17 protein-coding genes, 1 tRNA gene and 1 pseudogene are annotated in these 23467 nt (G+C 63.0%); 8 read left to right on the top strand and 11 right to left on the bottom strand.

Features of this window, described 5'->3' with window-relative positions; genetic code table 11:
• Window positions 1-322: 322 nt before the first annotated feature.
• Window positions 323-396 (bottom strand) — tRNA-Pro (locus tag ACRQHG_RS01965).
• 307 nt (window positions 397-703) lie between these two features.
• Here ACRQHG_RS01965 and ACRQHG_RS01960 point away from each other — a divergent pair.
• From ACRQHG_RS01960 to ACRQHG_RS01935, 6 genes are all read left to right on the top strand, one after another.
• Window positions 704-1153, top strand: coding sequence for an FHA domain-containing protein (locus ACRQHG_RS01960; protein WP_016442798.1), 450 nt, complete (start codon window positions 704-706; stop codon window positions 1151-1153).
• Window positions 1146-1958: a transcriptional regulator FtsR gene (ftsR, locus tag ACRQHG_RS01955; RefSeq protein ID WP_435719378.1), complete on the top strand. Its 813-nt coding sequence runs from the start codon at window positions 1146-1148 to the stop codon at window positions 1956-1958. Before ACRQHG_RS01960 ends, ftsR begins: the two co-directional genes overlap by 8 nt.
• Window positions 1959-2184: 226 nt before the next feature.
• On the top strand, window positions 2185-3603 hold the full coding sequence (locus ACRQHG_RS01950; RefSeq protein ID WP_435713320.1) for a purine-cytosine permease family protein: 1419 nt from the start codon (window positions 2185-2187) through the stop codon (window positions 3601-3603).
• 53 nt (window positions 3604-3656) lie between these two features.
• A complete protein-coding gene (locus ACRQHG_RS01945; protein ID WP_435713319.1) occupies window positions 3657-5423 on the top strand; it encodes an adenine deaminase C-terminal domain-containing protein in 1767 nt (588 codons plus the stop codon).
• A gap of 43 nt (window positions 5424-5466) precedes the next feature.
• The gene (gene add, locus ACRQHG_RS01940; RefSeq protein WP_435713318.1) at window positions 5467-6474 is read left to right on the top strand and encodes an adenosine deaminase; all 1008 of its coding nucleotides are present in this window, start codon (window positions 5467-5469) and stop codon (window positions 6472-6474) included.
• Window positions 6475-6835: 361 nt separating this feature from the next.
• Window positions 6836-7399 (top strand): MerR family transcriptional regulator, encoded by a 564-nt coding sequence (locus ACRQHG_RS01935; protein WP_016442803.1) that lies wholly within the window; start codon window positions 6836-6838, stop codon window positions 7397-7399.
• A gap of 160 nt (window positions 7400-7559) precedes the next feature.
• Here the strand turns inward: ACRQHG_RS01935 and ACRQHG_RS01930 are convergent, their stop codons facing one another.
• Both ACRQHG_RS01930 and ACRQHG_RS01925 read right to left on the bottom strand, forming a co-directional pair.
• Window positions 7560-9365, bottom strand: coding sequence for an Fn3-like domain-containing protein (locus ACRQHG_RS01930; RefSeq protein ID WP_435719377.1), 1806 nt, complete (start codon window positions 9363-9365; stop codon window positions 7560-7562).
• Window positions 9366-9484: 119 nt separating this feature from the next.
• Window positions 9485-10837, bottom strand: a pseudogene (locus tag ACRQHG_RS01925) (S8 family serine peptidase); the annotation flags it as partial.
• Window positions 10838-11722: 885 nt separating this feature from the next.
• Here ACRQHG_RS01925 and ACRQHG_RS01920 point away from each other — a divergent pair.
• Window positions 11723-12076: an RNA polymerase-binding protein RbpA gene (locus ACRQHG_RS01920; RefSeq protein ID WP_016442806.1), complete on the top strand. Its 354-nt coding sequence runs from the start codon at window positions 11723-11725 to the stop codon at window positions 12074-12076.
• An 86-nt stretch (window positions 12077-12162) separates the two neighbouring features.
• Here the strand turns inward: ACRQHG_RS01920 and ACRQHG_RS01915 are convergent, their stop codons facing one another.
• Genes ACRQHG_RS01915 through ACRQHG_RS01895 form a run of 5 tightly spaced genes read right to left on the bottom strand, consistent with a single transcriptional unit; the run spans window position 12163 to window position 19454 of the window.
• Window positions 12163-12933 carry a polyprenol monophosphomannose synthase gene (locus ACRQHG_RS01915; protein ID WP_435713316.1) on the bottom strand — a complete coding sequence of 257 codons (771 nt, stop codon included), beginning with the start codon at window positions 12931-12933 and terminating at the stop codon, window positions 12163-12165.
• A gap of 2 nt (window positions 12934-12935) precedes the next feature.
• Window positions 12936-14561, bottom strand: coding sequence for an apolipoprotein N-acyltransferase (gene lnt / locus ACRQHG_RS01910; protein WP_435719376.1), 1626 nt, complete (start codon window positions 14559-14561; stop codon window positions 12936-12938).
• The gene (locus ACRQHG_RS01905; protein ID WP_435719375.1) at window positions 14558-17155 is read right to left on the bottom strand and encodes a DEAD/DEAH box helicase; all 2598 of its coding nucleotides are present in this window, start codon (window positions 17153-17155) and stop codon (window positions 14558-14560) included. Before ACRQHG_RS01905 ends, lnt begins: the two co-directional genes overlap by 4 nt.
• The gene (locus ACRQHG_RS01900) at window positions 17152-18387 is read right to left on the bottom strand and encodes a helix-turn-helix transcriptional regulator (RefSeq protein ID WP_435713313.1); all 1236 of its coding nucleotides are present in this window, start codon (window positions 18385-18387) and stop codon (window positions 17152-17154) included. The genes ACRQHG_RS01905 and ACRQHG_RS01900 overlap by 4 nt, the downstream gene beginning before the upstream one ends.
• On the bottom strand, window positions 18384-19454 hold the full coding sequence (locus ACRQHG_RS01895) for a helix-turn-helix transcriptional regulator (RefSeq protein WP_435713312.1): 1071 nt from the start codon (window positions 19452-19454) through the stop codon (window positions 18384-18386). Before ACRQHG_RS01895 ends, ACRQHG_RS01900 begins: the two co-directional genes overlap by 4 nt.
• Window positions 19455-19490: 36 nt before the next feature.
• Here ACRQHG_RS01895 and ACRQHG_RS01890 point away from each other — a divergent pair, with 36 nt between their 5' ends.
• Window positions 19491-20606, top strand: coding sequence for a DUF3866 family protein (locus ACRQHG_RS01890; RefSeq protein WP_435713311.1), 1116 nt, complete (start codon window positions 19491-19493; stop codon window positions 20604-20606).
• Here ACRQHG_RS01890 and ACRQHG_RS01885 read toward each other — a convergent pair.
• The 3 genes from ACRQHG_RS01885 to ACRQHG_RS01875 form a co-directional block, all read right to left on the bottom strand.
• A complete protein-coding gene (locus ACRQHG_RS01885) occupies window positions 20544-21083 on the bottom strand; it encodes a hypothetical protein (protein ID WP_435713310.1) in 540 nt (179 codons plus the stop codon). The genes ACRQHG_RS01890 and ACRQHG_RS01885 overlap by 63 nt on opposite strands.
• Before the next feature lie 234 nt (window positions 21084-21317).
• Window positions 21318-22124, bottom strand: coding sequence for a hypothetical protein (locus ACRQHG_RS01880; RefSeq protein ID WP_435719374.1), 807 nt, complete (start codon window positions 22122-22124; stop codon window positions 21318-21320).
• Between the two features lie 195 nt (window positions 22125-22319).
• Window positions 22320-23366: an ABC transporter substrate-binding protein gene (locus ACRQHG_RS01875; RefSeq protein WP_435713614.1), complete on the bottom strand. Its 1047-nt coding sequence runs from the start codon at window positions 23364-23366 to the stop codon at window positions 22320-22322.
• Between the last annotated feature and the right edge of the window lie 101 nt (window positions 23367-23467).

Below are 23467 nucleotides of genomic sequence, written 5' to 3'. Positions count from 1 at the left end.
GCACCTCAATAAGCTTGCTTCCTTGACATCCGTTGCGTGACATGCCTTGACGGAAAACTCGTTCCGTCCGGGCTGCCATGCGCCACAGCCACGGGGTGGGCAGAGGCGTCAGAGCCGCTTTCTGGGCCGTGTAGGCGCCATAGTGCGCGTTAGAGACACGAAATCGGGGACAAACGGTGCTCTCCCTCGCACTTCGTTTGTGTACCCGATTCGTACGGATCTGATCCGGATCCAAGCCAACGACACGCCGTCATTAGACCCACTTTTTGTCTATTAACCCAAAATTCCCGAGATGCACTGCCTTGGCATCCCGGGTGAAACGTCGGGCTAGCGGGATTTGAACCCACGACCCCTTGACCCCCAGTCAAGTGCGCTACCAAACTGCGCCATAGCCCGAAGCGATAAGAAAACTTAGCGCTATCCCCGCCCCGATAACATGATTTCTACATCAGATCATCGCCACGTGGACCACATGAGATTACCTCAAACGAATAGAAAAAGACAAATCCCAGAAGGTGACATAGCCCGCTCTTCGTGCGGTGCTGCGATGAGTCCGGCGCAGCACCGTGATATGCCCGACGCAGTGCCGCGATATGCCTCGTGACAGATGACCTCACTAGAGTTATGGTCCCGAATCGTTATAGGATTGTTACCGATAAAGAGGCGCCGGAGGGAGTTCTCCAGGGCAGTGAAGGAGAGGCATATGGCTGAACAATTTGATCCGAGGTCGGCCGCACCCGCGCCCACGGAAACATCTCGCTTCACCGCTATTGGCGCGCAGCCCGATCAACCGGTAGCCGAACGCCATCTCAGCCCTCAAGAATGCACCGCCATTGATGCCCTGCCTGCCGGCTCGGCGCTCCTCATCGCACTATCCGGCCCGAATTCCGGGGCCCGGTTCCTCCTCGATGGGGAAGTGACGAATGCGGGGCGTTCCCCGCGCGCTGATATTTTCCTTGACGACGTTACCGTTTCCCGCAAACACGTGCAGTTTTTCCGCCGTGGCGATACGTTCCACGTGCGTGATTCCGGTTCCCTCAATGGCACATACGTCAATCGGGAACGGGTGGATGATGCCGTGCTCCGCACCGGTGATGAAATCCAAATCGGAAAATTCCGTTTGACCTTCTACGCTTCGCGAGCCGGTGCGTGATACACCGGTGATATCTCGCGCTTCTACGGCCACCCCGGATTCTTCCTTCCCGCCCGCTTCCGCGCCGCGCCGCACGCGGGCAGATGGCAGCCCGAGCACCTGGCCCCATGACCTCAGCCACGAACCAACCCTGCGCATCGGGGAAGTTCGCCGTGCCCTCACCGATGAATTCCCCATGCTCTCGGTTTCGAAGATCCGGCATTACGAATCCATCGACCTTATTTCTCCCTATCGCACCGCAACCAATCAGCGGCTGTTTTCCACCTCGGATACCGAACGTTTGCGTTTCATCCTGAGGGAACAGCGTGACCGCTTCCTGCCCCTCGACCAAATCCGGGAAGAGCTGCGCCAGCTCGATGAGGGCATCATTGAGGCACCGGGCCGCCCCGGGGGGATGCGCGCCGTCGCCGCACCGGAAGTGCGCCGCCCGAAACCTGGCGAACGTATCACTCAAGCCGAATTAGCCGATATGACCGGAGCTGCGCTGGGCACTATTGAAGAATTGGTTACCGCGGGTATCCTCGCCACCGATGCGCGCGGGCGCCTATCCGCGCAATCGGCGGATATTGTGCGCTACTGCGTGATGCTGCTGGAAGGCGGCTATGACCTGCGCCAGATTCGCAGCGTCAAGAATTCCGCGCACGCCCAGGCCGTGATGCTTACCACCCAGTTGGCCACCGAGCTGGCGAAGAAAACCCCGGTTGCCTCCGAACGCGCCCTCAATCAGGCCGCTGAGGATGGCACCACCATCGCCCGGCTTTACGGCGCTCTCCTCACGGAAAACGTCGAAGTGGAACTGCGCTAAATCGCATCGCGTAACACCGGACAACACGTTGCGCACCGCCGGACATCCCCGGCATACACTCGCGCTTCACGGCCCTAAAAATGCAGCTCACGGGGCTATTTGCGCAAAAGTGAGCCACGCCGGGCAGACAGCACCGCCCACCCAGGAGTAGGGTGGCAGTACAACTTCATATCGATTGAACCGAACCCAGGTCATGCTGGGCACCTCAACTAGCAGGAGACAATTAATGTCAGGTTCTGTGGAAACCCAAGGTATTGACCTTGTTTCTCCCCGGGAAAGGTACGGTCGCCCGCGCGATCTTTTCTTCCTGTGGGCGGGCACAACCACTAATATTTTTACCGTGTCCTACGGCGCCATGCTGGTGCTGCTGTACGGACTTTCTTTCACCCAGGCGCTCGCCGTTATTGTGATCGGCAACGTTATTGCCTATCCGCTTCTTGCGCTTACCTCCATTCAAGGGCCGCTCACCGGTACCACCACGATGACCATCTCGCGGGCATCACTCGGTACCCGCGGGGCTCGTATTAATGGAGTGCTGTCCTGGCTTATGCTCATCGGCTTCGAAGCCGGGGGACTCATTCTCGTCTACTACGCCTGTGAGGCACTCCTCGCCCGCGCGGGCATTGCCTTAGAGGGCGGCGGGCAGATTGCCGTCGTCGTTCTTCTTGCAGGGATTCAACTTCTTCTTCCCCTTCTTGGCCACCGGATTCTCATGGCAGCGCAAAAATACGCAACCATGATTTTCACGGTGGCTTTTATTGTGCTGGCGGCCCTCATTATTCCACAGGCCGCGCCGGGTGCCTCGGCGGGCACCGATTCGCTTTTCACCCTGATTTCCGCAACCTCGCTCGTTATTGTCTCGGGTGGGCTGTCCTGGGCGCCGAGCGGCGCGAATTTCTCCCGCTACCTGCCCGCCGATTCTTCGCCCCTCGCGGTGGGAACCTGGGCGGCGCTGGGCGGGTTTATTCCCTATGTGCTACTCCAGACCCTCGGCGCCGCGATGGCAACCGTGGTGGTTCCCGCGGAGGTGGAGCTGTCCAATCCGCTGGCTGTCCCGGCTATCCTCAGCCCGGCTTTCGCGGTGCCGTTCCTTATTCTGGTGATGGTCGGTTTGCTGCTTCAAAACGGCACCAACCTCTATTCCTCGGGCCTGAATTTGCAGACGGCCGGTATCCACGTGCCGCGCATGGTGATTGTGTGCATCGACAGCCTCATCTGCGTGGCCATCTGCATTTTCGCGATCCAGCAGGAAGCTTTTTACAGCCTCCTCAACGCTTTCGCGGCCTCGCTGAGTATCTGGCTGGCGCCCTGGGTGACCGTGTATCTGCTCGATTGGGTGGCGCGGCGCGGCACCTACCATCTTTCCGGCCTGGCCATTGAATCCCACGGCCCCTACTGGGGCAGCGGTGGGGTGCGTTGGTCCGGAATGGCCGCGCTGCTGGGCGGGATGCTCTGCTCCGCGCTCTTCACGAACTCCGGCTACCTGGTGGGTCCGCTCACCCGGCTCCTCGTGGACATGCCCGCCGCGGCCCCCGATCTGTCCATTCCCGCCGGCGTGATCGCCTCCACCCTCATCTACCTGGCCCTGCGGCCGGTGCGTGAACGTGAACGCGCAGCCCGCCGCGCCTTTATTACCGCTGCCTAAGGGTCGCACAACAGCCACATCCGCCCCGACCCTCATAATTTTTAGGAGAACCCATGCCTCATCGTCAGCTTCTCGACGTCGCCTACGGGCGCGCCCACGCCGAGACCATTATTGATAACGGAATCCTGGTGAACGTGCTCACCGGGGAAACGTACCCGGCCTCCGTTGCCATCGCCTACGGGCGGGTGGCCGCGGTGGGGAACGTGGACGCGCAGCGCGGCCCGAATACCACCGTTATTGATGCCGACGGCGCCTACCTGACTCCTGGCCTCATTGACGGGCACCAGCACATCGAATGCTCCAAGCTTTCCGTGACCATGTTCGCGGATCTGGTATCCCGCTACGGAACCACCTCCGTGATTTCCGGTCTGGACCAGATCCTAGTATCCGCCGGTCTGGAAGGCGTGCAGGAATTTCTGGCCGAAGCCGAAGAGTCCTCCATGCGGGTATGGTGGGGCGCGCCGGCCAAGGCTCCCTACACGGTGCCCGAATCCACCGTGGGGCACCGCTTCGCGGTGGAGGACCACCGGAAAGTACAGCGCATGCCCGAATGCGTGGGCCTGTGGGAAACCGTGCAAGAAATGGTGGAATACGGTGATGAAGAAGTCCTCACCGCCATGGACCTGGCCGAAGAAAACCGCCTGCATGCCTTCGGCTGCGCGCCGCTCGTGGATGCACGGCGGGTTGCCGGCTACGCGGCCTCCGGCGTAACACTGTGTCACGAATCGTATTCTCCGGAAGAAGAACTGGAGAAGATGCGTAACGGCATCAATATCCTCATCCGAGAATCCACCGCCGCCCCCATGCTCGCGGAGAATATTAAGCTCATCACCGAGATGGGTGCCCCGGCCCACCGGGTTGGTTTCTGCACCGACGATGTGACCGCCACCGATATTCTGGGCCGCGGCCACCTCGATTACGTGGTGCGCCTGGCCATTGAGAAGGGGATTGACCCGGTGACCGCAATCCAGATGGCCACCATTAACACCGCCCGAATGTTCCAGCTCGATGACCGCATCGGCGCTATCGCCCCGGGGCGCTTCGCCGATATCCTCTTCGTTGATTCCCTCGAAGATTTCCGGCCCCGCACCGTCCTCAAGGGTGGCCGGATTGTGGCGCAGAACGGCGCCGCCGTGCAGGCACCGCAGGCCCCGCAGCGCACCGCCACGGTGCTCGATACCTTCAAGCTCGCCCCGGTGAGCGCGGATCGCATCGCCGTTCCGGTTGCCGAGTCGGCTACCTCGGCGCGGGTGCGCACCATCGTGCTCTCCAAGGACGTTGCCTTCAAGCGCCCCGGCGCCGAGGTGGAACTCCCGGTGGTGGACGGCAAGGTGCAACCCGATACCGCCCAGGATGCCATTTACGTATGCGTGGCCGAACGCTACGGCAAAACCACGAATCTGCCCGTTGCTTTTATTCAGGGCTTTGGCCTCAAGCGCGGGGCAATTGCTACCTCGGCAGCCCCGGACGATAACAACGTGGTGTGCGCGGGGGTGAACCCGGAGGATATCGCCCTGGCAATCAATGAAGTGACCCGCCTGGGCGGGGGACAGGTTGCGGTGTGCGATGGTGAGGTTATTGCCTCGCTGCCCCTCCCGGTGGGCGGTATTGTTGCCGACCTGGTTGCCGAGGATATGGCCGCCGCCGAAGCGGAGATGGACCGGGCCGCCCGCGAGGTGCTGGGCGCGGATCTCGATTCGCCCTTCGGCCAGCTCATCTTCCTGTCCATCACCGCGATTCCCGATTGGGCGATCACCGATCTTGGCCTCATTGACTGCGTCACATTCAACGTCGTCGACCCCGTTATTGCAGCGCGGTAAACGTGCGCGACCGCGCGAACGTTACCACGCAGAAAGGAAAAATATGACCGCGATTTCGCCCTTCGTGCAGGGCCTGCCCAAAGTTGAGCTGCACCTGCATATTGAAGGAACCCTGGAACCAGATCTCAAATTCAAGCTCGCCGCGCGCAATGGCGTGGAGCTGCCCTACGCCAGCGAGGAGGAGGTGCGGGCTTCCTACCAATTCGATGACCTCGCTTCCTTCCTGGACGCGTATTACGAAGGTATGAGTGTGCTGCTCACCGCGGAGGATTTTTACGACCTCGCGATGGAGTATTTCCGCAAGGTGGCGCGCCAGAACGTGCGTTATGTGGAGATGTTCTTCGATCCCCAGGCGCATACCTCACGCGGGGTGGAGTTCCATACCGTGATCTCCGGGCTGCGGCGCGCCCAGATTGAGGCGCGCGAGCAGCTGGGGGTGGATAGCGCTCTCATTATGTGTTTCCTGCGGGATTTCCAGGCGGAATACGCCATGGCGACCCTGCTGGAATCGCTGCCGTACCGCCCGTGGATTATCGGCGTGGGGCTCGATTCGGATGAAACCGGCAACCCGCCCGCCAAGTTCGCGGCCGTCTTCGCCAAGGCCCGCGAGCTGGGCTATCAGCTCACCATGCACTGCGATGTTGATATTGCCGATTCGGCCGAGCATATCCGCCAGGTCCTCGAGGACGTGCGGGTGGACCGCGTGGACCACGGCACCAATGTGCTGGAAAAGCCCGAGCTGGTGGAGTACATGGCCAGCCGCGGTATCGGCCTGACCTCCTGCCCGATCTCCAATACCTGGGTTTCCGACGGCTCCAAGGTGGGGCTGCTCACCGAGCTCGATAAGCGCGGGGTCAGGGTCACCGTCAATTCGGATGACCCGGCCTATTTCGGCGGGTATATCGCGGAGAATTACCAGCGCGTGGCGGACGAAGCCGGGGTCGATAAGGAGACCCTCAAGCGTTTCGCGCGCAATGCGGTGGATATTTCCTGGGCGCCGGCCTCCCTCAAGGAGCGCATCGCCGCGGAGATTGCCGCCTATGAGGGCTAAGTGAGGTAGGCGCTGGGACGGGCGAGTCGCACTTCGCGTGCTCGCCCCAGCTGCCTCAATTTTCACAATAACATCGCGTGTATCGTTTATCACATCGCGGTGGGAACGACGGCGCCGGCCGCTTCTCGTGTGGGAGCGTGCCGGCGCCGCGGGCTTTAAGTGGCGGGAACTAGCCAATCTTGGCTGGGGATGCGGTAGGCTAGGGGAGTAGTAAACAGTGCTTTCTCGCGGCGCCTTACCCTAAACCTCAAGTTGAGCTTTAGACACGCCGAGCCGGGCGCTGATCCGCTGGCCGGGCTGCTATATCGTGGTAGCTAACACTGGCAACCGGCCAGAATCCACGCTGCGAAACGGAGAGACTATGAGCGACGCGACTGCCAAGGACGCGACGTATCGGCGTACCCAACCGATGCTCTTCGGCGATCCTCTTCCCGAGCTTGACGCCGAAACCGGCTACCGCGGTCCGATTGCCTGCAAGGCAGCAGGCATCACCTACCGCCAACTCGATTACTGGGATCGCACCGGTCTTGTTTCGCCTACCGTGCAGAATGCGTCGGGTTCCGGCAGCCAGCGTCTCTACTCTTTTAAGGACATTCTGGTCCTCAAGGTGGTCAAGCGCCTCTTGGATACCGGGGTATCGCTCCAGCAGATTCGGGTTGCTATCGCGCAGCTCAAGGATCGCGGGGTGGAAGATCTGGCTGGTATCACCCTCATGTCCGACGGTGCTTCGGTTTACGAATGCACCTCCGATGATGAAGTGATCGACCTGGTCAAGGGCGGCCAAGCGGTTTTCGGCATCGCGGTTGGCCGGGTCTGGCGTGAGATCCAAGGTTCGCTTTCCGAGCTTCCTACCGAACGCGCTGAAGAAGAAGTGGTCGATGAATTGGCCCAGCGCCGGGCCGCGAAGCGCCGCCGTGGAGCGTAGCGAGGTGGCAACGGGGAGCTGGTGTTCCAGCTAGCTTCCCAGCAGTTCTAGTCTTTTCCGCGAACTCCTATATAACAAAGAAATCCCGGTTACCTCTTCTGCTTGAGCAGTGAGGTAACCGGGATTCTTCTTGGGCTAGCGGGCCCGGGCCGGCGCTACCTTAGCGGCGCACTGCCGGGGTATCCGTTCCGTTACCGTCCCAGTCCCCGAGGAAGACCGCATCGCCGTGGCGCCCGTAGGCGAGCGTCGTTTCTGCGTCTCCTCCGGTGAGGCGGTTGGTGATGTGGAAGGTGTTTCCGCGGCGCACCGCGAAAGTATCCTTCCCGTCCCCGTCGAAGTCTCCGGCGAAGACCTGGTCATCGGCGCGTCCGTAGGAGAAGACCTGCTCAGCATTCCCACCGACCAGGGAGTTCTGGACGTAGAAGGTGTTTCCGCGGCGCACCGCGAAAGTATCCTTGCCATCCCCGTCGAAGTCTCCGGCGAAGACCTGGTCATCGGCGCGCCCGTAGGAGAAGACCTGCTCAGCATTCCCGCCAACGAGCGAGTTCTGGACGTAGAAGGTATTTCCGCGGCGCACCGCGAAAGTATCCTTCCCGTCCCCATCGAAATCACCCACGTAGACCTCGTCACCGGCGCGCCCGTAAGAGAGCACTACGGAAGCAACGGTCGCCGTCCAATTATTGGAAACGAAGAAGGTATTGCCGTGCACGGCCGGGGGAGTGGCCGGCTTGCTCGGCTGTTCGCTCGGTTCCGGCTGGTCGCTGGGCTCGGGTGCCGGGGGTTCGCCCGTGGGCTCCACGCTCGGAGTAGGAACCGGGGTCGGTTCCGGATTGTCACTCGGGCTCGGTGCCGGCTCGGTCGGCTCTACCGAAGGTGTCGGCACCGGGGCCGGCGTAGTCGGATCGACCGTCGGTTCCATGCTCGGGGTCGGCACCGGGGCCGGCGTGGTCGGGTCGACCGTCGGTTCCACGCTCGGAGTCGGCGCGGGAGCGCTCGGTTCCGGCTTCTCGCTCGGGGTAGGTTCCGGCGTGGGCGTCGGCTGCGGCGTCGTGCATTCCTTGACGCAGAAGGGCGCCGTCACGAAGGTTTCTTCACTCGAGCTGCGGGTGAAACCGGGAAGGGTCTCACCGCTCGGCTCGGTTGTTCCGCCGCCGGTGCCCTTCACGACCCGCAACTCGAAGACGTAGCGACCCGGGGCGGCCGCGGTGCGCGTCGTCGCCGAAGCGGATTCGAGGTAGGTGCCGTCCCAGGCGAAGCGCCCCAGATCGGTACGGCCCACACCGTCCTCGCTATGCACCACGTTATTTTCCGAAACCGGGGCGCCCTTCGAGCCGTCCTCGTTCGCGTGGAAGACCCGGATTTCCAGCTTCTGCACCGGGGAATCAATATGGTATTCCACCACCGGAACCGCGCCGTTGGCGTAGTCCATGGCGTAGGCGAAAAGCTCGGAATTCGGAGCGTTGGAGTACTGCGCGCCCTTGTCCAGGCACTCACCCTTGTAGATGGTGGCCGGATTCGGGCAGGCAATGAGCTTGGTCAGCGAAGGCGGATCGTAGGCGAGCAGATTCGCCAAATCCGGGCGCTTCTGGGCGATATCCGGGCGAATATCCTTGACCTTCCACGTGGTGTGGAGGAATTGCAAAGCATTTTCGTAATCGCCCTTGAGGCCCGCGAAAGGCACCTGGTAGGTGGAATTATCATCGCCGTGGGCCACCACATAACCGCCGTAGATCGCACCCTCGGGCACGTTCGTCGGATCGGTGACCGAGACCTGCACCTGGGCATCCACCCCGGGCTGCACCGTCACCTGCGCGGGGCTAATCGCCACCTGCGCATCGGTCCCGTTGTAGGTGGTGAAACGATCGTGCGGCCCGCTGGTGGCGCGCACGTGAGTATCCGCCGTGAAGGTGTAGGTGACGGGCGCTGCCGAGGCGTTGTGCACGGTGAGCGTCGTCGTTTCCTGCACGTCCGAATCACCCAGCGAAATCTTCGCGGGCGTGATCGCGGTGGGAGCACCCCGCCATTCGTGCCCGGCTCCGTAACCGCAGCGAGGGCCGCGGGCAGATTGACCAGGCCGGCACCCTGGCGGTGCGTGGCGAGCTTCGGGGCATCCGCGCTGCCGTCCACGGTCACCGGGTCGGCGGTATTCTGCAAGGCCGCGCGCACCTGCGCCGGCGTGAGATTCGGGTTGGCTTGCAGCAGCAGGGCCGCGCTTCCGGCCACGTGCGGGGCCGCCATCGAGGTACCCGAAATCGTCTTCCACGAGGGCGTCACGGCATCATCGACCGGCCACGCGGAATAAATATTGCCGCCCGGGGCAACCACGTCCGGCTTGAGCTGGAGGTCCGCAGCCAGGCCCCAGGAGGAGAAATCGGAAATTTTCCCGCCGGTGGGGGAGGTGGCTACTCGCTTCGCATCCGTCCATTCCAGGCTGGCGTTTCCGGCGGCCACGGCCTCTTCGAAACGCTCGCCCTGTTCCTGGGTGACCGCGATGACCGGGATCGTTACGGCCGGATCTCCGGCGATGGTTGCGTTGAGGGTTCCGGGTTGGTTGTTGTAGATGATGACCGCTGCGGCGCCGTCGTCCTGCGCGGCACGGGCCTTCTGGTAAAAGGTCGAGGTTCCGCGTGAGATAAGCACTGCTTTCCCGGTAAACGGTGTTCCGGGAAGATCAACGGCACCGGTTTTTTGCCCTTCGGGATAGGCGACGACGTCGAGCCTACCCGCCGTGGGCACCGCGGGAGATTCAGTGACAGTCTCAAATCCCTCAGGCCCGCCGTTGAACATCACGACCGGGCGCAGCACGTGGGTATTATCCACGGAACCCACGGCAATAACCGAGGGGCCTACCGCCGGAGCACTGCCGGAGAAAATGCCCTTCGCACCGGAGTTACCCTGGGAAGCCGTGACCACCACACCGGAGGCAACGAGGTTTTCCGAGGCCACCGCGGTGGGGTAGTTAGGCCAGGTCGCGAAAGCCGCGCCGATGGACATATTGACAACGTCCATCTTGTCCCGCTGGGCGCGTTCGAGGGCGGAGAGAATGACTTCGGAGCTGGTGGATCCCGTGCATCCGAAAACGCGGTACGCACCGATCACAGCATCGGGAGCCACGCCCTTGAACGTGCTTTCCGGGTCGTTACCTGCGGCGATGCCGGCCACGTGCGAGCCGTGCCCGCCGCCGGCCCCGCAGTCATCAGGAAGAGCGTCCGGGTGGGGGACCGGCTGGAAATTCGGGTCGCTGCGATCCGTATTGAAGGAATCGCCCACGAAATCGTAGCCGGTCACGATCTTGTCATTGGGGAAAGCACGCTCACCCTTGACACCGTTCCCGCCGAAAGCCGGGTGATCGATGGCCACGCCGGAATCAATGATTCCCACGCGCACGCCCTTGCCGGTGAAGCCGAATTCCTCATTGGCCACGCTCGCGCCGGTCATATCCCGCGCGGAGTACATATCGGGGGTTTCCCCGGGGCGGTTCATTTCCGCATCAGATTCGACTTCGGCGGGGCGTTCCACCGTGAGCACCGGGTAAACACCGATCACATTAGCGTCATTAACGTAGCGCGCCAGTTCCACCGAATCAGCTTCAACGGTCACGCCGTTCCACACGTGCTGGTAGGAGGTGTCCACCTCGCCACCGTCATCTTCGACCGTCTGGGTGAATTCCCGCTGTTCGCCCGCGATGCGGGCGGAGGAGCCACCTCGAATAAGAGGTTCGCTCTTGAGTTCAATAAACCATTTGCCGGTGAAATTCGGATCGCTTTCCGCCGCGGCAACGGTGGCGCGGATATCGAGGGGTTCGTGCCCATCTGATTCCGTGGCCGCCGCGGTTGCGGGAGCGAGGGCGCCGCCAACGAGGGCGGCACACGCACAGGTGACGCCGAATCGGCGCCAGCGTGGTTGCTCAGCCATACATATCCTTCCTGATAGCTGGCCGCTGGGCCGGGCATGGAAATATGAGCCCAGCTCAACGGCATGCCAGCAATTTTGCCGAATATCTTAAATAATCAAAATTGATAGTCCAGAGTGTGAACGACCGGCGGGACCGTATGTGAGAGTGGAGAGTAGGAGCGAGCGGGGGACCAACAGGGGACGAGCGGGGCTCAACTTATACCTCTCGCGGCGTCGCCCGGCCGCGTTTTGACATAATGTACATTATCGGCAAGTAGCGGGAGGGTGCCGGATTTCTGTCCAGCCCCTCTTTAACGCGTCAAGGCGCCCCTTTCCGGGACGTAAGCACCGGAGCCCGCGGCGGCGTCGTTAATATGGAAACAGAGAAAAGCGATGCGAGCAGGCCTGCTCGCAAGGAAGGAAAGCACTATGGCTGAACGTTCGTTGCGCGGTATGCGCATCGGAGCGAATTCGCTCGAAACCGATGACAATGTGGTTTTTGTGGACCGCCAGCAGGTGAAATACCGCTGCAAGAACGGCCACGAATTTGGCGTGGCCATGGCGGTGGACGCCGAAGTTCCCACCGCGTGGACCTGCCGCTGCGGCGTGGAAGCTGAACTCATCGAGGGCGAAGGCGTGGATGACCGGAAGCCGCCCAAGCCGGTGCGCACCCACTGGGATATGCTCCTGGAACGCCGCAACGAAGATGAACTCAAGGTGCTGCTGGAAGAACGCCTCGAGCTGCTGCGTGAAGGCAAGCTGCGGCTGCGGCGCAATCGCTAATCGCGCTCAGTTTCGCGGCGCGCCGGCCGCGCGCCTCAGATTCGCGGCGCTGTACTCCACTACCGCGGCGCTCAAGTCCGCGGCGCTCAGTCCCGCGGCCGGCGCAGCTGAGTGACCACGCGTTTCGCGAGATTGCCCAGCTGCCTCCCCCGGCGCGTGACGCCCATCACCGTGGTGCGCTTGAGGGATTCGGTGAAGACCGAGCCGGAGAGCTTCGACTCCCCCGCCTCGCGCTCCGAAAAAGTGATGGGCATTTCAACGATATGACCCCCGCAGCGCGCCACGTGGTCGGTCATATCGGTCTGGAAGAAGTAGCCGCGCGCTTCCACGGTGTCCAGGTTGAGGCGCTCGAGGATATCCGTGCGGTAGACGCGGTAGCCCGCGGTGGCGTCGCGTACCGGCAGCCCGAGCATCCCTTGAATATAGAGGTTGCCCAAGCGCGAGAGTGCCTCGCGGGGTTTGGACCAGCCGTCAATTTTCCCGCCCCGCACGTAGCGCGAACCGATGACCAAATCCGGCGCATCGGACATCGCGGCGCGTTCGAGCAGCAAGGGCAGCTGTTCGGGATGATGCGAACCGTCGGCGTCCATCTCCACCACGTGGCTGTAGCCGCGTTCCATTGCCCAGCCGAAAGCCGCAATATAGGCACGCCCGAGCCCGTCTTTTTCGGTGCGGTGTAACACGTGGATCTGCTCATCACGTTCGGCCGCCTCATCTGCGATCTTCCCGGTACCATCCGGTGAATTATCATCAACCACGAGGATATCCGCCTCGGGTACGGCCCGCCGGGCCCGTTCGATAATCCGCGGAAGATTCTCCGCCTCGTTGTACGTGGGAATCGTGATGAGAACGTGCACGACTAACCTTTCTTCCAGCGCAGCCTTGCGTACCCTATCCATGCTATACCGCCAGCCGCGCCAGCCGCAGCCAGAAGTCCGTCCCGGTAGTACGGGTAGAAACGCGCCGCCGGCGTGAGACCTTCATACAGGGCGACCGTGGTGGTATGCGCTGCTTGCGTCCACGGTTCGGTACGTTCACGTACGGCACCATTTGTTTCGACGACGCCGGAAATTCCCACGGTGGAAACCTGGAGCGCAATGCGCTGGTATTCGACCGCCCGGAAACGGACCATATCGAATTGCTGGGCCGATTCGGCACTATCACCGAATGACGCATTATTGGTGGCCACCACGTAAAGTTGGGCGCCCTGGCGGATTGCCTCGGATCCCACATCTCCTAGCGCCACTTCGAAACAAATCGGAGTGGCCAGGCGGACGGTGGTGCTCTTCGCGCCCGGGGCACCGGTTTCGCCACCGGTGCGGCTCTCCGCCGTGACGGGCTCTTCCTCCGGGGCGCGCTCCCCCACCGGAATATCGAGAACCGCCGGTGTGGTGCCAGCCCGCATATCAACGGAGACCAGATCAACGGCGGAGCTGAACTTCCGGAAGAAATCCCGGTAGGGCATATATTCCCCGAAGGGAACCGGGTGCTGTTTGCTGTAAACACCGCTTACCTCTCCCCCGGTCTCGGTGGGGAGGTAGACAACAAGGTCATTGGTGCGGCTGACCGCTTGCCCAGTGGCGTCGCGCTCATAGGATTGGGTGCCCAGGAGCAACGGGACGCCCAGGTAGGTGGAGGTTTCGCTGACCAGAGCCCGGGCGCGCGGATGTTCGCGAATATCGTGGTCGGAGGCGGATTCCGGCCATACCACCAGGTCCACATCCTCCGGGTTAATCGCGCGGGTGGCGGTGCCGAGGTTCTCGGTGACGGTCAGGGCTTGATCGCGGCCCTCGGGAAGGCTGCCCGCCCGCGGGACGATCCCCTGCGCGTAGCCGATGCGCAGGGAGCCGGTGGGCGCGGTGGCGGGAAGCGGAAGGGCCCAGGGTAGGGCGAAGAGCAGTGCGGCACTGAGGGCCAGACTCGCACCCGCAAAGAGCCGCCCGCTGCGTACTCGCATAAGGGCCAGGCTGAGGGTGGCCCCGCAGATGACTACCGCGGCGGAGACCAGCATGGTGGAACCCCAGGGCGCCAGGCGAACGAGCGGGCTATCTACCTGGGAAAAGGCAAGAGTTCCCCAGGCGATACCACCGAAGGGCCATAGGGAGCGGGCCAGTTCCGCGCCCGCCCACACCAGGGCTACCGCGGGGAGGAAGATGAGCGGGCAGCGGGTCCAGCGGGCCCGGCACATGGCGCTCCAGGTTGCGACCACCAGCCCGGTAAACAGTGCTTGCGAAAAAGCGAGGGCGAGTTGAGGAATGAGATCCCCGGAGGCTTCCCCGGCCCAGGAAAAATGCAGGGAGAAAAATATGCCTCCGGAAAGGAGCCCGTATCCGAAGCCGGCGCTGGGGCGGCAGCGGGCCGCAACGAGGAGAAGAACCGCGATACTCACCGGTGCGAGGATGCCGTAGCTCAGGGGCGGGAAGGCGGCGAAGAGCCCGAGCCCGGCCAGGACCGCGCCGCACAGCCGTAAGAGAACACCGCTCACATGAGCTCCGATCGCCGCATGAGGTCACGGGCTTGGCGCGCGATATCGCTCAGCCAGGTTCCTTCGGTTGCTACCGTGACCTGCCCGAGGATGTCGATAATACGGCGCGCCGCGGAAATGAAATCCCCGGCGGTCATATGGGCTGATTCTAGGCAGGCTTCCAGGCCCACTCCCCCGGCCCAGGCCGCGAACACGTCCGCGCAGCCCGGGCTGAGATCCGGGGTGCGGGTAATCCCGTATTGAAGCTCCAGGGATTGCAGGTACTGGACTTCCGCGCGCGCCACGCGGGCGGTATCAATAAGTCGGGCATCGCGCGGCAGAGAGCTGCCCAGGCGGTCATCGGCCAAAAACATGGAGACCCATCCGGCTAGGGCCGGTGCGTCCAGGCTACCTTCGGGTAGTTGCGCCAGGCACTGGTACATGAGCAGGTCTGCTTCGGTGTGAAGTTCGCGTAATTGGGCGGCGCCCGGGCCCATGCGGATCGCGTCATTATCGCCTTGGAGCACCCCGACTTCGCGTAAGACGGCAGCCGTGGCATCAAATTCCCGCCCGGCCGAATCGGTGAAGGCGGCGATGCGCTGATCGAGTTCCTCGATGCGGTGGTGCAGCGAGGCCCAGGTTTGGGCCTCATCGAGGTGAGCGTACAGATGCGGGCAGGATGCCACCGGATGCGCGGCGACTTTGGGATCGCGCGGGGTGGCGAAACGCGCCCAGGATGCCAGCAGGTCCCGGTCGATTCCCAGATCGGCACGCCCGCCCACCAGGTCAAGAATATCTTCGGCGATCTGTTCGCGCACCGCCGGCTTTTTGGTAGACATCCCGAAAGGCACCGTAACCGGGCCAATTTCCCGCATTTCCGAGGCGAGGGAATCTTCATACAGCCAGGCCAGGTCCCCGAACCAATCGATCACGCGCACGCGGTCCGGTGAGGCAGAGAGCACCAGGGCGTAAACGAGATCGGTGCCAATCGCGTAGGCGTACACGTAGCCCTGGCGCACGGCCGCGAAACTCTTTGCGATGCGCTCTCGATAGCGCCGTTTCGCGGCTTTACGTTCAGCTTTCGCGGCCCGCCCGGCATTCCCGCGCAGGCGTAGATAGTCAAGCAGATCACCGCGCGAGCAACTCAAACGGGTTTCTTCGGTCTCCACCCGGCGTTGAATCCGGGCGCGCCGCGCCGCCAGGACGCCCAGCTCCGCATTGCGTTGGAATTGCGCGAAAGAGCGACCCATCAGATCACGCGCCGCCGCGTAGCTCATACGAGCCAGCAGATTCGTCACGGTGTTATAGGAGGGCTGGAAAGCGGAGATGAGGGGCTCCACCCGCCCCGAAGCTAGATCTGCCAGATGTTCCGGATCGGTTTCCGCATCCGCCAGGACCACCCCGTAGCCCACGGTATCGCGCCCGCGCCGCCCGGCCCGCCCGATGAGCTGGGTGTATTCGGTGGCGCTCAGATCCACGAAACCGTGCCCGTCCCAACGCTGAAGCTCCTCCAGAACCACGGTACGCACCGGCATATCGATACCGAGGGCCAGGGTGCCGGTGGCGTAAACAATGCTGAGGAGCCCGCGTTCCATAAGTCGCTCGGTTAGCTCTTTGATCGCGGGGAAAACCCCGGCGTGGTGGGCCCCGTAGCCGCGCTCCAGCGCCGCGGCAGCCCGCTCAAAATGCACGGCCCGCCGATCCGATTCCGTGAGCGTTTCGCGCAGCGCCGCGATTTCTTGTTTAATTTCCGCGCGCTGGACCTGGGTTGTGAGGACCTCGTTATGGCGCAGCAGAGCTTCAACCGCTTTATCGCAGCCTTTGCGGGAAAAAATAAATTCGATAGCCGGGAGCATGCCCCGTTCGCCGAGCTTGTCGATAATGGCACGGCGTTCGCGATCCGAGACCCGTTTTTTGCGTTCCGCGCTGCACCGGTCCAGCGCATTGACGAGGGCCGGATCGGGCTCCAGGGTATTCGTGCGGTAGAGCGGGAAGAGTTTGCGACCCACATTAACGTATTGCGCGAGGGGAACGGGGCGTTTCGTGGATACCACGACGTCCGTTGGCCCGCGTACGGAGCACATCCACGCTGCGAGTTCCTCAGTATTGGCCACCGTGGCGGAAAGCGCCGCCAAACGCACATGATCGGGCAGCGATAAAATCGTTTCTTCCCATACCGGCCCGCGATCAGGATCCGCCAAAAAATGCACTTCGTCCAGAACCGCGTAGCCCACGTCGAGGATATCCGGGGATTCGTGCAGCAGCATATTGCGCAGCACTTCGGTGGTCACTACCAGAATCTGTGCCTCGCGATTAATACTCTGGTCCCCGGTGAGCAGCCCCACCTGCTCCTCGCCAATTTCCCGCGCCAGTTCGGCGTATTTTTGGTTGGAGAGCGCTTTTATCGGTGCGGTATAGATACATTTTTTCGACGACGCTAAAGCCAGATACACAGCGTAGTGGGCCACCACTGTTTTCCCCGAACCGGTAGGTGCGCATACCAGCACATCATGGCCGCGCCCCAAAGCCGCGCAGGCCTCCAGCTGGAAATCATCGAGGTGGATCCCGCGGCTAGCGTAGCTTTCCCGATAGTCCTCGAGTAGCAGATCCGTCATTGCTCCCCCTCCGGTGTGCTTTCCGGTGTATGCTCACAGATGGCCGGCGTAGCGGCGTCGTCGCCCTCCTGCGCGCGCAAGTGCGCGCAATAATCCGCCACCGCGCGCGCAACTTCCGGTGGTTCTAGGGCGATCACGTCGTCAATTTGCACGAGGAGTGAGACGAGCCAGGGAAGGGAGCGGGCCCGGACCTCAATGGTGAGCCGCTCCTCGCCGGCCCGCGCGTTCGCGGTGCCGAGCGCGTTCGCGTTGCCGACCACTTTCCTCTCGCCGTGCGCATTCGCGGTGCTGAGCTCTTCGTTCGCTTCGCGCAGGCGTGCGCCGGGCAGCGTTTCAGCCACCCAGCGCGAGGCTCCGGTGACAGTGATGCGCACGTCGGTCCCGCTCGGCTCCCAGGTATTTTCCCCGCGGGCGCGCTGTGCTTTCTCGTTTTTCTCCACCTCGGCGAGCGCCCGCCGAGCCGCCGCACGTTCCGATCTGCTGAGTTTCGCGCCGGGCCGGGCCGCGGTGATGCGATCCAGGCGGAAATGGCGCAGGCCCTGCTCGGTGAGGGCGCGTAGTAGCGGGGCGTCACCGGCCAGGATGACGAGGGGAATAACGTGTTCGCGCCCGGCGCGCGCGTGCGGAAGCGGATCGCTGAGCGCGCGTTCGTAGCTGAAGTCGAGGTAGAGGCCGCTTTCGAGGGCGGCGTGTACGGCCTCCATGGTGGCCGCATCTGCGGCCGGGCGGGTGGGTGGCCAGAGCGCGCCGTCATATCCGGCTTCGCGTACCGCCTCCCCCAGCGCGGCGCGGGTGGCGGTGAGGGTCTCGGCGGCTGGCCCGGGTGCGGTGACATCCCGGGCGGCGTCCAGCAGCGCGGCCACCACCATCGCATCGTCCAGGGTGAAGGGAATAACAGGGTCGTCGGTCATGGAGCGCAGGTAGACGCGGCTCTCCGGGCCGGCAACAGTATTCGCCTCCGCCATGTTTTCCGGCAGCTCCGCGGCGCAGGCATCTGCCGCGCTATCGGCCTGCACCGCGCTCCCCGCACAAGCTCCGCGTTCGGGCAGCTCCAATTCGAAGGGAACATCAAAATCGGCGGTTTCGGCCAGATTGGCATCCCAAAGGTAGTCGAGGGTGCGTTTCCAGGAGGGGAATTGGAAATGAGTGGTGAGCTCGGCCAAAGTGGCGCCCTGGGGGCGTTCATGCAGGTAGATCAGCATCCCAAGGGTGGTGACGATATCGGTACTCATCGCGCTCCTCCCGCCTCCGGTCCGGCGGATTCGCCCAGGTTAATGAGGTTGTCCACCCGCCGATCCCATTCTTCGCGCAGTTCGCTAGGTGCGGCCAGGCGCACATCCACCCCGTAAAAAGCCAGGTATTCGAAAATGCGATTAAGGCCCACGGTGGAGAATCGGTAAGCCGTCCAGCCCGCGGGGGCCGGTGCGTGCGCGGGAGCTGACGTATCTGCTAGATCTGGAACATCCGCTGGAGCCGAATCATCCGCTGCAGCTGGCGTATCTGCTGGAGCCAAAGCATCCCCGTGGCTGAGTTTCTCCCCGCGGGCGGCAAGGGCGGCCGCGGCGCCGTCGCGAATATGCAGAATAATATCGACATCAAAATGCTCACCGCTCACCTCCCCGCGCGGGAATTCGCAGCGCTCACCCACGCTGAGGGTCCCGGAAATCACCCGGCTGAGGCGGAAGGTCCGCTCAGCCCAGGGGCCGAAATCCTTACGGCCGCTCTCTCGCGAGCGTGCCAGCCCGGAAACATAGAACATGCCGTAGTGCTCGGCGAAATTCCACGGCTCCACTTCATAATGTTTGACCCGGTCAGCACCTCGGCGGTAATCGAAGCTGACCCGGCGGCGATACTGCAAGGCACGCGCAACCACCCGCGCTGCCGCGCCGCCCGGAATCCGGACGCGCAGGTGGGTGGGGACTGCGGCGTCGCCGCTTTCCGGAGGTGCGCCCGCAAGAAGTTTCGCCACCCCCAGGCGCGCCGATTCGCCTTGGGGATCGCCCGCCTCGATACTGGAGCGCAGGCTGTGGAGCACCCCGGCCCCGATGCCGGTGACCCGCGCGAGCACCGGGGCCGCAGAATCATATGAATAACGCCACCGGTCGTCGAAAATAATGGGATATCCGGCTTCCCGCAGCGCGTCAATATCGCGTTGGAAGGTGCGCAGATCGATTCCCGCTTCGGCGTAGGCCGGGATGCGCTCCATGAGTTCCGCCGCAGTGAGGAAACTGCCGCGGCGAATCGTGTGGAGGAGCGCGAGCTGGCGTTCGCGGTGCCGGCGTGTCTCTTTCTGCTTCACGTACCCAGCCTAGCCGACGGTAGAGTTAAAGCCGTGATGATGTGGCGCAGAGGGAAAATTATTTCCCTGGGGAAAACATGGCGCGGGGCGCGCGAAGCCGAGGTCGAGCTTGAGGACGGTAGTCGCGCTCGGGCGCTTGCCTATCCCGATCTGGTGGGCGAACCGGCCACCGGTGATACCGTGCTGCTCCAGGCGAGTGCCGCCGCGCGCGGGCTGGGCACCGGCGGGTATTTCTTTGTGTGCGCGATTCCGGAGCGGCTCCCCGCCGACTCCCCCACGCCCGGCCATATCGTCAAGGCCCGTTACACGCCGCTCCAGTACCTCACCCTGGGAGTTGATGAACAGAATTCCCCGTACCACGAGCTGCTGCGTGAGGCCGATACCATTGCCGGGATGCCGGTGGTGGCTGCGGATTTACATTCGGCGCTTCCCGCGATTGTTGCCGGGGTGCGTGCGCGCGTGCCGGGGGCGCGTATTGCGTATGTGATGGACGACGGCGGAGCTCTGCCAGCGTGGTTCTCCCGCACCGCTGCGCAATTGGAGGATCTTGGCCTTATCTTGGGCACAATTTCGTGCGGGCAAGCCTTCGGGGGGAAGCTCGAAGCTGTCACGATCTACACTGCCTTGCTGGCGGCGCGCCTGGTGTGGCGTGCGGATGTGGCTGTGGTGGCGCAAGGTCCGGGGAATTTAGGCACGGATACCCGGTGGGGATTTTCTGGCACGCGCGTCGGTGAACATCTCAACGCCGCCGATACTCTGGGCGGAATCCCGATTGCGGCCTTGCGCATGTCGAGCGCGGATCTGCGGGAGCGCCACCTGGGACTTTCCCATCACAGTGTGACTGCCTTGAGGCGGGTGGCGCGCTGCCGGGTGAGTTGCCCGGTGCCGGTGCTGGGTGAAGATGCGCTTTCCCGCGCGGTGCCCGCTGAGGTAGGCGCGCGGCTGGCCGGGCAGCTGGAGGAGCTTTTCCAGGCCCCGCACCTGGAGCGGGTGGACGTGGCGGCGGATGCGGTGGCGCGCGCCCTCGCGGACTTCCCGGTACGGCTGTCCACAATGGGGCGCTCGCTCACCGAAGATCCCCTCAATTTCTTAGCGGCGGGCGCGGCCGGCTACGCGGCCGGAGAGCTGGTGGAGCGGGCGCGGGAGAGTTGAGCTGCGCGCCTGATGGGCCGGTGCTGCATACCGCAAAGCACGGTTTTCCACATCGGGGGCCTGCTGGCGCACAGCTGCGATAAGCTCGTTCACAGACTCCTGGGCTGCGCCCGGCTTACCCTCGTATTCCTGCTCGAAGTTGATGTGCAGGAGGTAAGCGAGAGCCGCAAGGTTCACATCGTCCTTGTTGTTGCGCTGGTACTTATCCAGCAGCCAAGCAAGCTGCGGGGTCGTCAGGTTGAGTTCAGCCGGGCCAAGCTGGCGCGAATCCGTGAGAGTAGCGATACTCGTCATCTCGTTCGGGCCAGGGTCACCTAGGCGAGCCTGGATACACCAGATCGGGTAGTCCTCGATCTGCTGGCCATTGATATTGGCGGTTTCGGGGTAATGGGGCCCAAGACGCAGCGTGCCAGAGGTGGCAACACCAGCAATCTCGATACCTTTACCCGTGCTCTGGTTGTAGTCGGCGCGAGCCAAACCAGATACAAAGAAAGAACCTAGCCCAAGCGTGAGTACTACAAAGAGTACCGCTAGGGCGCGAGGTAAGCGCTTTTTGCGGAACATCCGCAAACCTCCTAGATTGTGCGTGACAAACACCCAACTGGGTGCTTCGCATATCTAGTGTGCGCAAGTGTTCGGGTTTTGTGCGGGGTGCAAAAACGCCCGCCTTGCGGGAGGTGCGGGGTGGGCGTTTTTGGGGCGTGGTCCGGGTTAGGGGCAGGGCACGTACTCAAAATTACCGAACTCATCACCAACCCCACAGTACGGGATACCGTCCTTCTGCCAACCGCTATCAACCCATCGCCCACCGCCACTATTCGACTCCACCTCAGGCTCCGGCGCAGCCGGGGCTTCATAGGCCGGCTCAGGCTCGGGTTCGGGCGCTTCATAGGCCGGCTCCGAGTGGCCATAGCCATCCTCACCGCCGCCGCTATAGCCGGTATCTTCGCTCACCTCAGTACCAGCCCCACTATCCCCAGCCGGCGCTTCAGGGGTGGACACAGCGGCAGCAGCTGCGGCCACCCGCGCCTTGATAGCCTCCACCTTAGCCTTAGCTTCAGTCAGCTTCAGGCCGGCTCCGCGCAAAGTGCCGCACTCGGGGTCGAGGCTGGCCGGGCATTCCTTGTCCAAGTAGGAGACTGTGGCGTTCGCCTGCTGGGTGGCGAGAGTTTTGCTGAGAGCCGTGAGACTCTCAGTAAGCTTTTCGCGCTTGGCGGTAGCTTCTTTCAGCTTAGCTACGTCTTTGCCCGGCTTTTCGGCCAGCCCGGCCTTAGCGTCGGCCACAGCCTTTTCGAGCGCGGAGCAGGTATCGGCATTCCCGCCGTTCTCGGTGCAGCCGGTGGTATCAACGGTAGAAACCACCTTTTCCAGGGCGGTACCAGCCTTGGTGTAGGCAGCCGTGGCTTCTTCAAGTGCTTTCGCGCGGTTGTTATGGGCAACAACCGCCCACAGGCCAGCCCCTAGTAGCACTACTGCCATAACGCCGGCAATAATCGCCGCGATCTTCTTCCGGGACATCTTTGATTTTCCTCTATATTTATGCACCGTGCTTTGGTTACCAGAATAGCGAAGCGTGACCGGGTATAGGCGGCTAACACCACCCCGGTTCCAGCGAACGCGGCAGGCTACGCGGCTGGGGAACTGGAGGCGCGGGCGCGGCCGCGGTGAGCTGCATGCCCGGTAGGCCGGTGGCGCGCAGCTGCGTCGTCGTTCTTAATGCGCGCCACCACCGGTCACATCAACGAAAGCATCGGCCGCAGCAACCGGTTCGCGCAGGAGCTTCTCGGACATAAACGCGGCCATCGCCTCCCAACGCTGCGCATCCTGCACCCCGAGCGGAGTGCGCCCGGCATAAAGCTCAATGGTATTCGCGAGGACTTTCTCGGCCGCGGCAGCGTTATCAGCTTCACGCAGAGCCGGCACATGCTTCGCGGTGATCTCCACGGTCTCCTTCGGGTTGCTGCGCGCGAAGTTCACGGCGCGGTCGAGAGCTGCAAGCATGCGGGTGAAATCATCGCTATGGGCCTCCACGGTGGGCCGCAACGAACCGAGCCCCACGCCCACGAGCGGCAGCCCGCCCGGGAGCATCTCGATGGTGCGCACCGGCACCCCCTGGCGTTCCACGCTGGGAACATCGGAGTTACGGAAGCCGATAATCGCGTCCACTTCCCCACTGGCCAGGGCCGCGGCCTGGGTGTAGCCGATGTAGTTCACGCTGATATCGGATTCGGTCCAGTTGTGGGCGGCCATGAGCGCCTGGAGGGCATAGTAGTTTTCCCCGTACGGACCGGGCAGCCCGACGCGGCGGCCGGCCAGGTCGGCAGCGCTCTTGATCGGCGAATCAGCCGGCACGATGAGCGTGACGGGATAATCCTGGTACATCGTGGCCCAATTGACCACGTCGATGCCGTTCGAGCGGCCTTCCATCATTTCATCGCCGCCCGCGAAGACCACATCCTCGCTGCCGCTGGAGAGCGCGCCGAGGAGGGATTCTTGGGCGCCGTGGTGACGCAGCGTGATATCGAGCCCGGCCTCGCGGAAATAGCCCTGGTCTTCGGCCACGTAGAAGGGCGCGAATTGGATATCGGGGACATAGGTGAGGCCAACGGTGAGGGAAGCGGTGGCGCTCGCGGTAGTTGGCTGCGCGGCGGCGGGCGAGGTGCTTTCGCCGTTTTTATCCGCGCCGCCTCCCGCGGTTCCTCCCGCGCATCCGGCCAGGCCGAGGGTAGCTGCCACGAGTGTGGCAATGAGTCGTTTCATGGGTGTCCTTTCTTGTGTGGTGCGCTTCTATGCGCTGGGGTCTTGTTGGGGCGTGAGTTGGGCTGTCGGTTGGGCTTTAGCGGTGAGCGTTATCGCACCGG

It is taken from the genome of Actinotignum vesiculae (assembly GCF_051267215.1).
Lineage (GTDB): Bacteria > Actinomycetota > Actinomycetes > Actinomycetales > Actinomycetaceae > Actinotignum > Actinotignum schaalii.
Note: the sequence above shows the minus strand (reverse complement) of the source record. Positions and strands in the feature narration are given on the sequence as shown.

Coding starts and splice junctions, on each gene's coding strand:
- ACRQHG_RS01945 (WP_435713319.1), top strand. CDS start 3,657: ATGCCTCATCGTCAGCTTCTCGACGTCGCCTACGGGCGCGCCCACGCC.
- ACRQHG_RS01880 (WP_435719374.1), bottom strand. CDS start 22,124: ATGTCCCGGAAGAAGATCGCGGCGATTATTGCCGGCGTTATGGCAGTA.
- ACRQHG_RS01920 (WP_016442806.1), top strand. CDS start 11,723: ATGGCTGAACGTTCGTTGCGCGGTATGCGCATCGGAGCGAATTCGCTC.
- add (WP_435713318.1), top strand. CDS start 5,467: ATGACCGCGATTTCGCCCTTCGTGCAGGGCCTGCCCAAAGTTGAGCTG.
- ACRQHG_RS01950 (WP_435713320.1), top strand. CDS start 2,185: ATGTCAGGTTCTGTGGAAACCCAAGGTATTGACCTTGTTTCTCCCCGG.
- ACRQHG_RS01935 (WP_016442803.1), top strand. CDS start 6,836: ATGAGCGACGCGACTGCCAAGGACGCGACGTATCGGCGTACCCAACCG.
- ACRQHG_RS01875 (WP_435713614.1), bottom strand. CDS start 23,366: ATGAAACGACTCATTGCCACACTCGTGGCAGCTACCCTCGGCCTGGCC.
- ACRQHG_RS01960 (WP_016442798.1), top strand. CDS start 704: ATGGCTGAACAATTTGATCCGAGGTCGGCCGCACCCGCGCCCACGGAA.
- ACRQHG_RS01890 (WP_435713311.1), top strand. CDS start 19,491: ATGATGTGGCGCAGAGGGAAAATTATTTCCCTGGGGAAAACATGGCGC.
- ACRQHG_RS01900 (WP_435713313.1), bottom strand. CDS start 18,387: ATGAGTACCGATATCGTCACCACCCTTGGGATGCTGATCTACCTGCAT.
- ACRQHG_RS01905 (WP_435719375.1), bottom strand. CDS start 17,155: ATGACGGATCTGCTACTCGAGGACTATCGGGAAAGCTACGCTAGCCGC.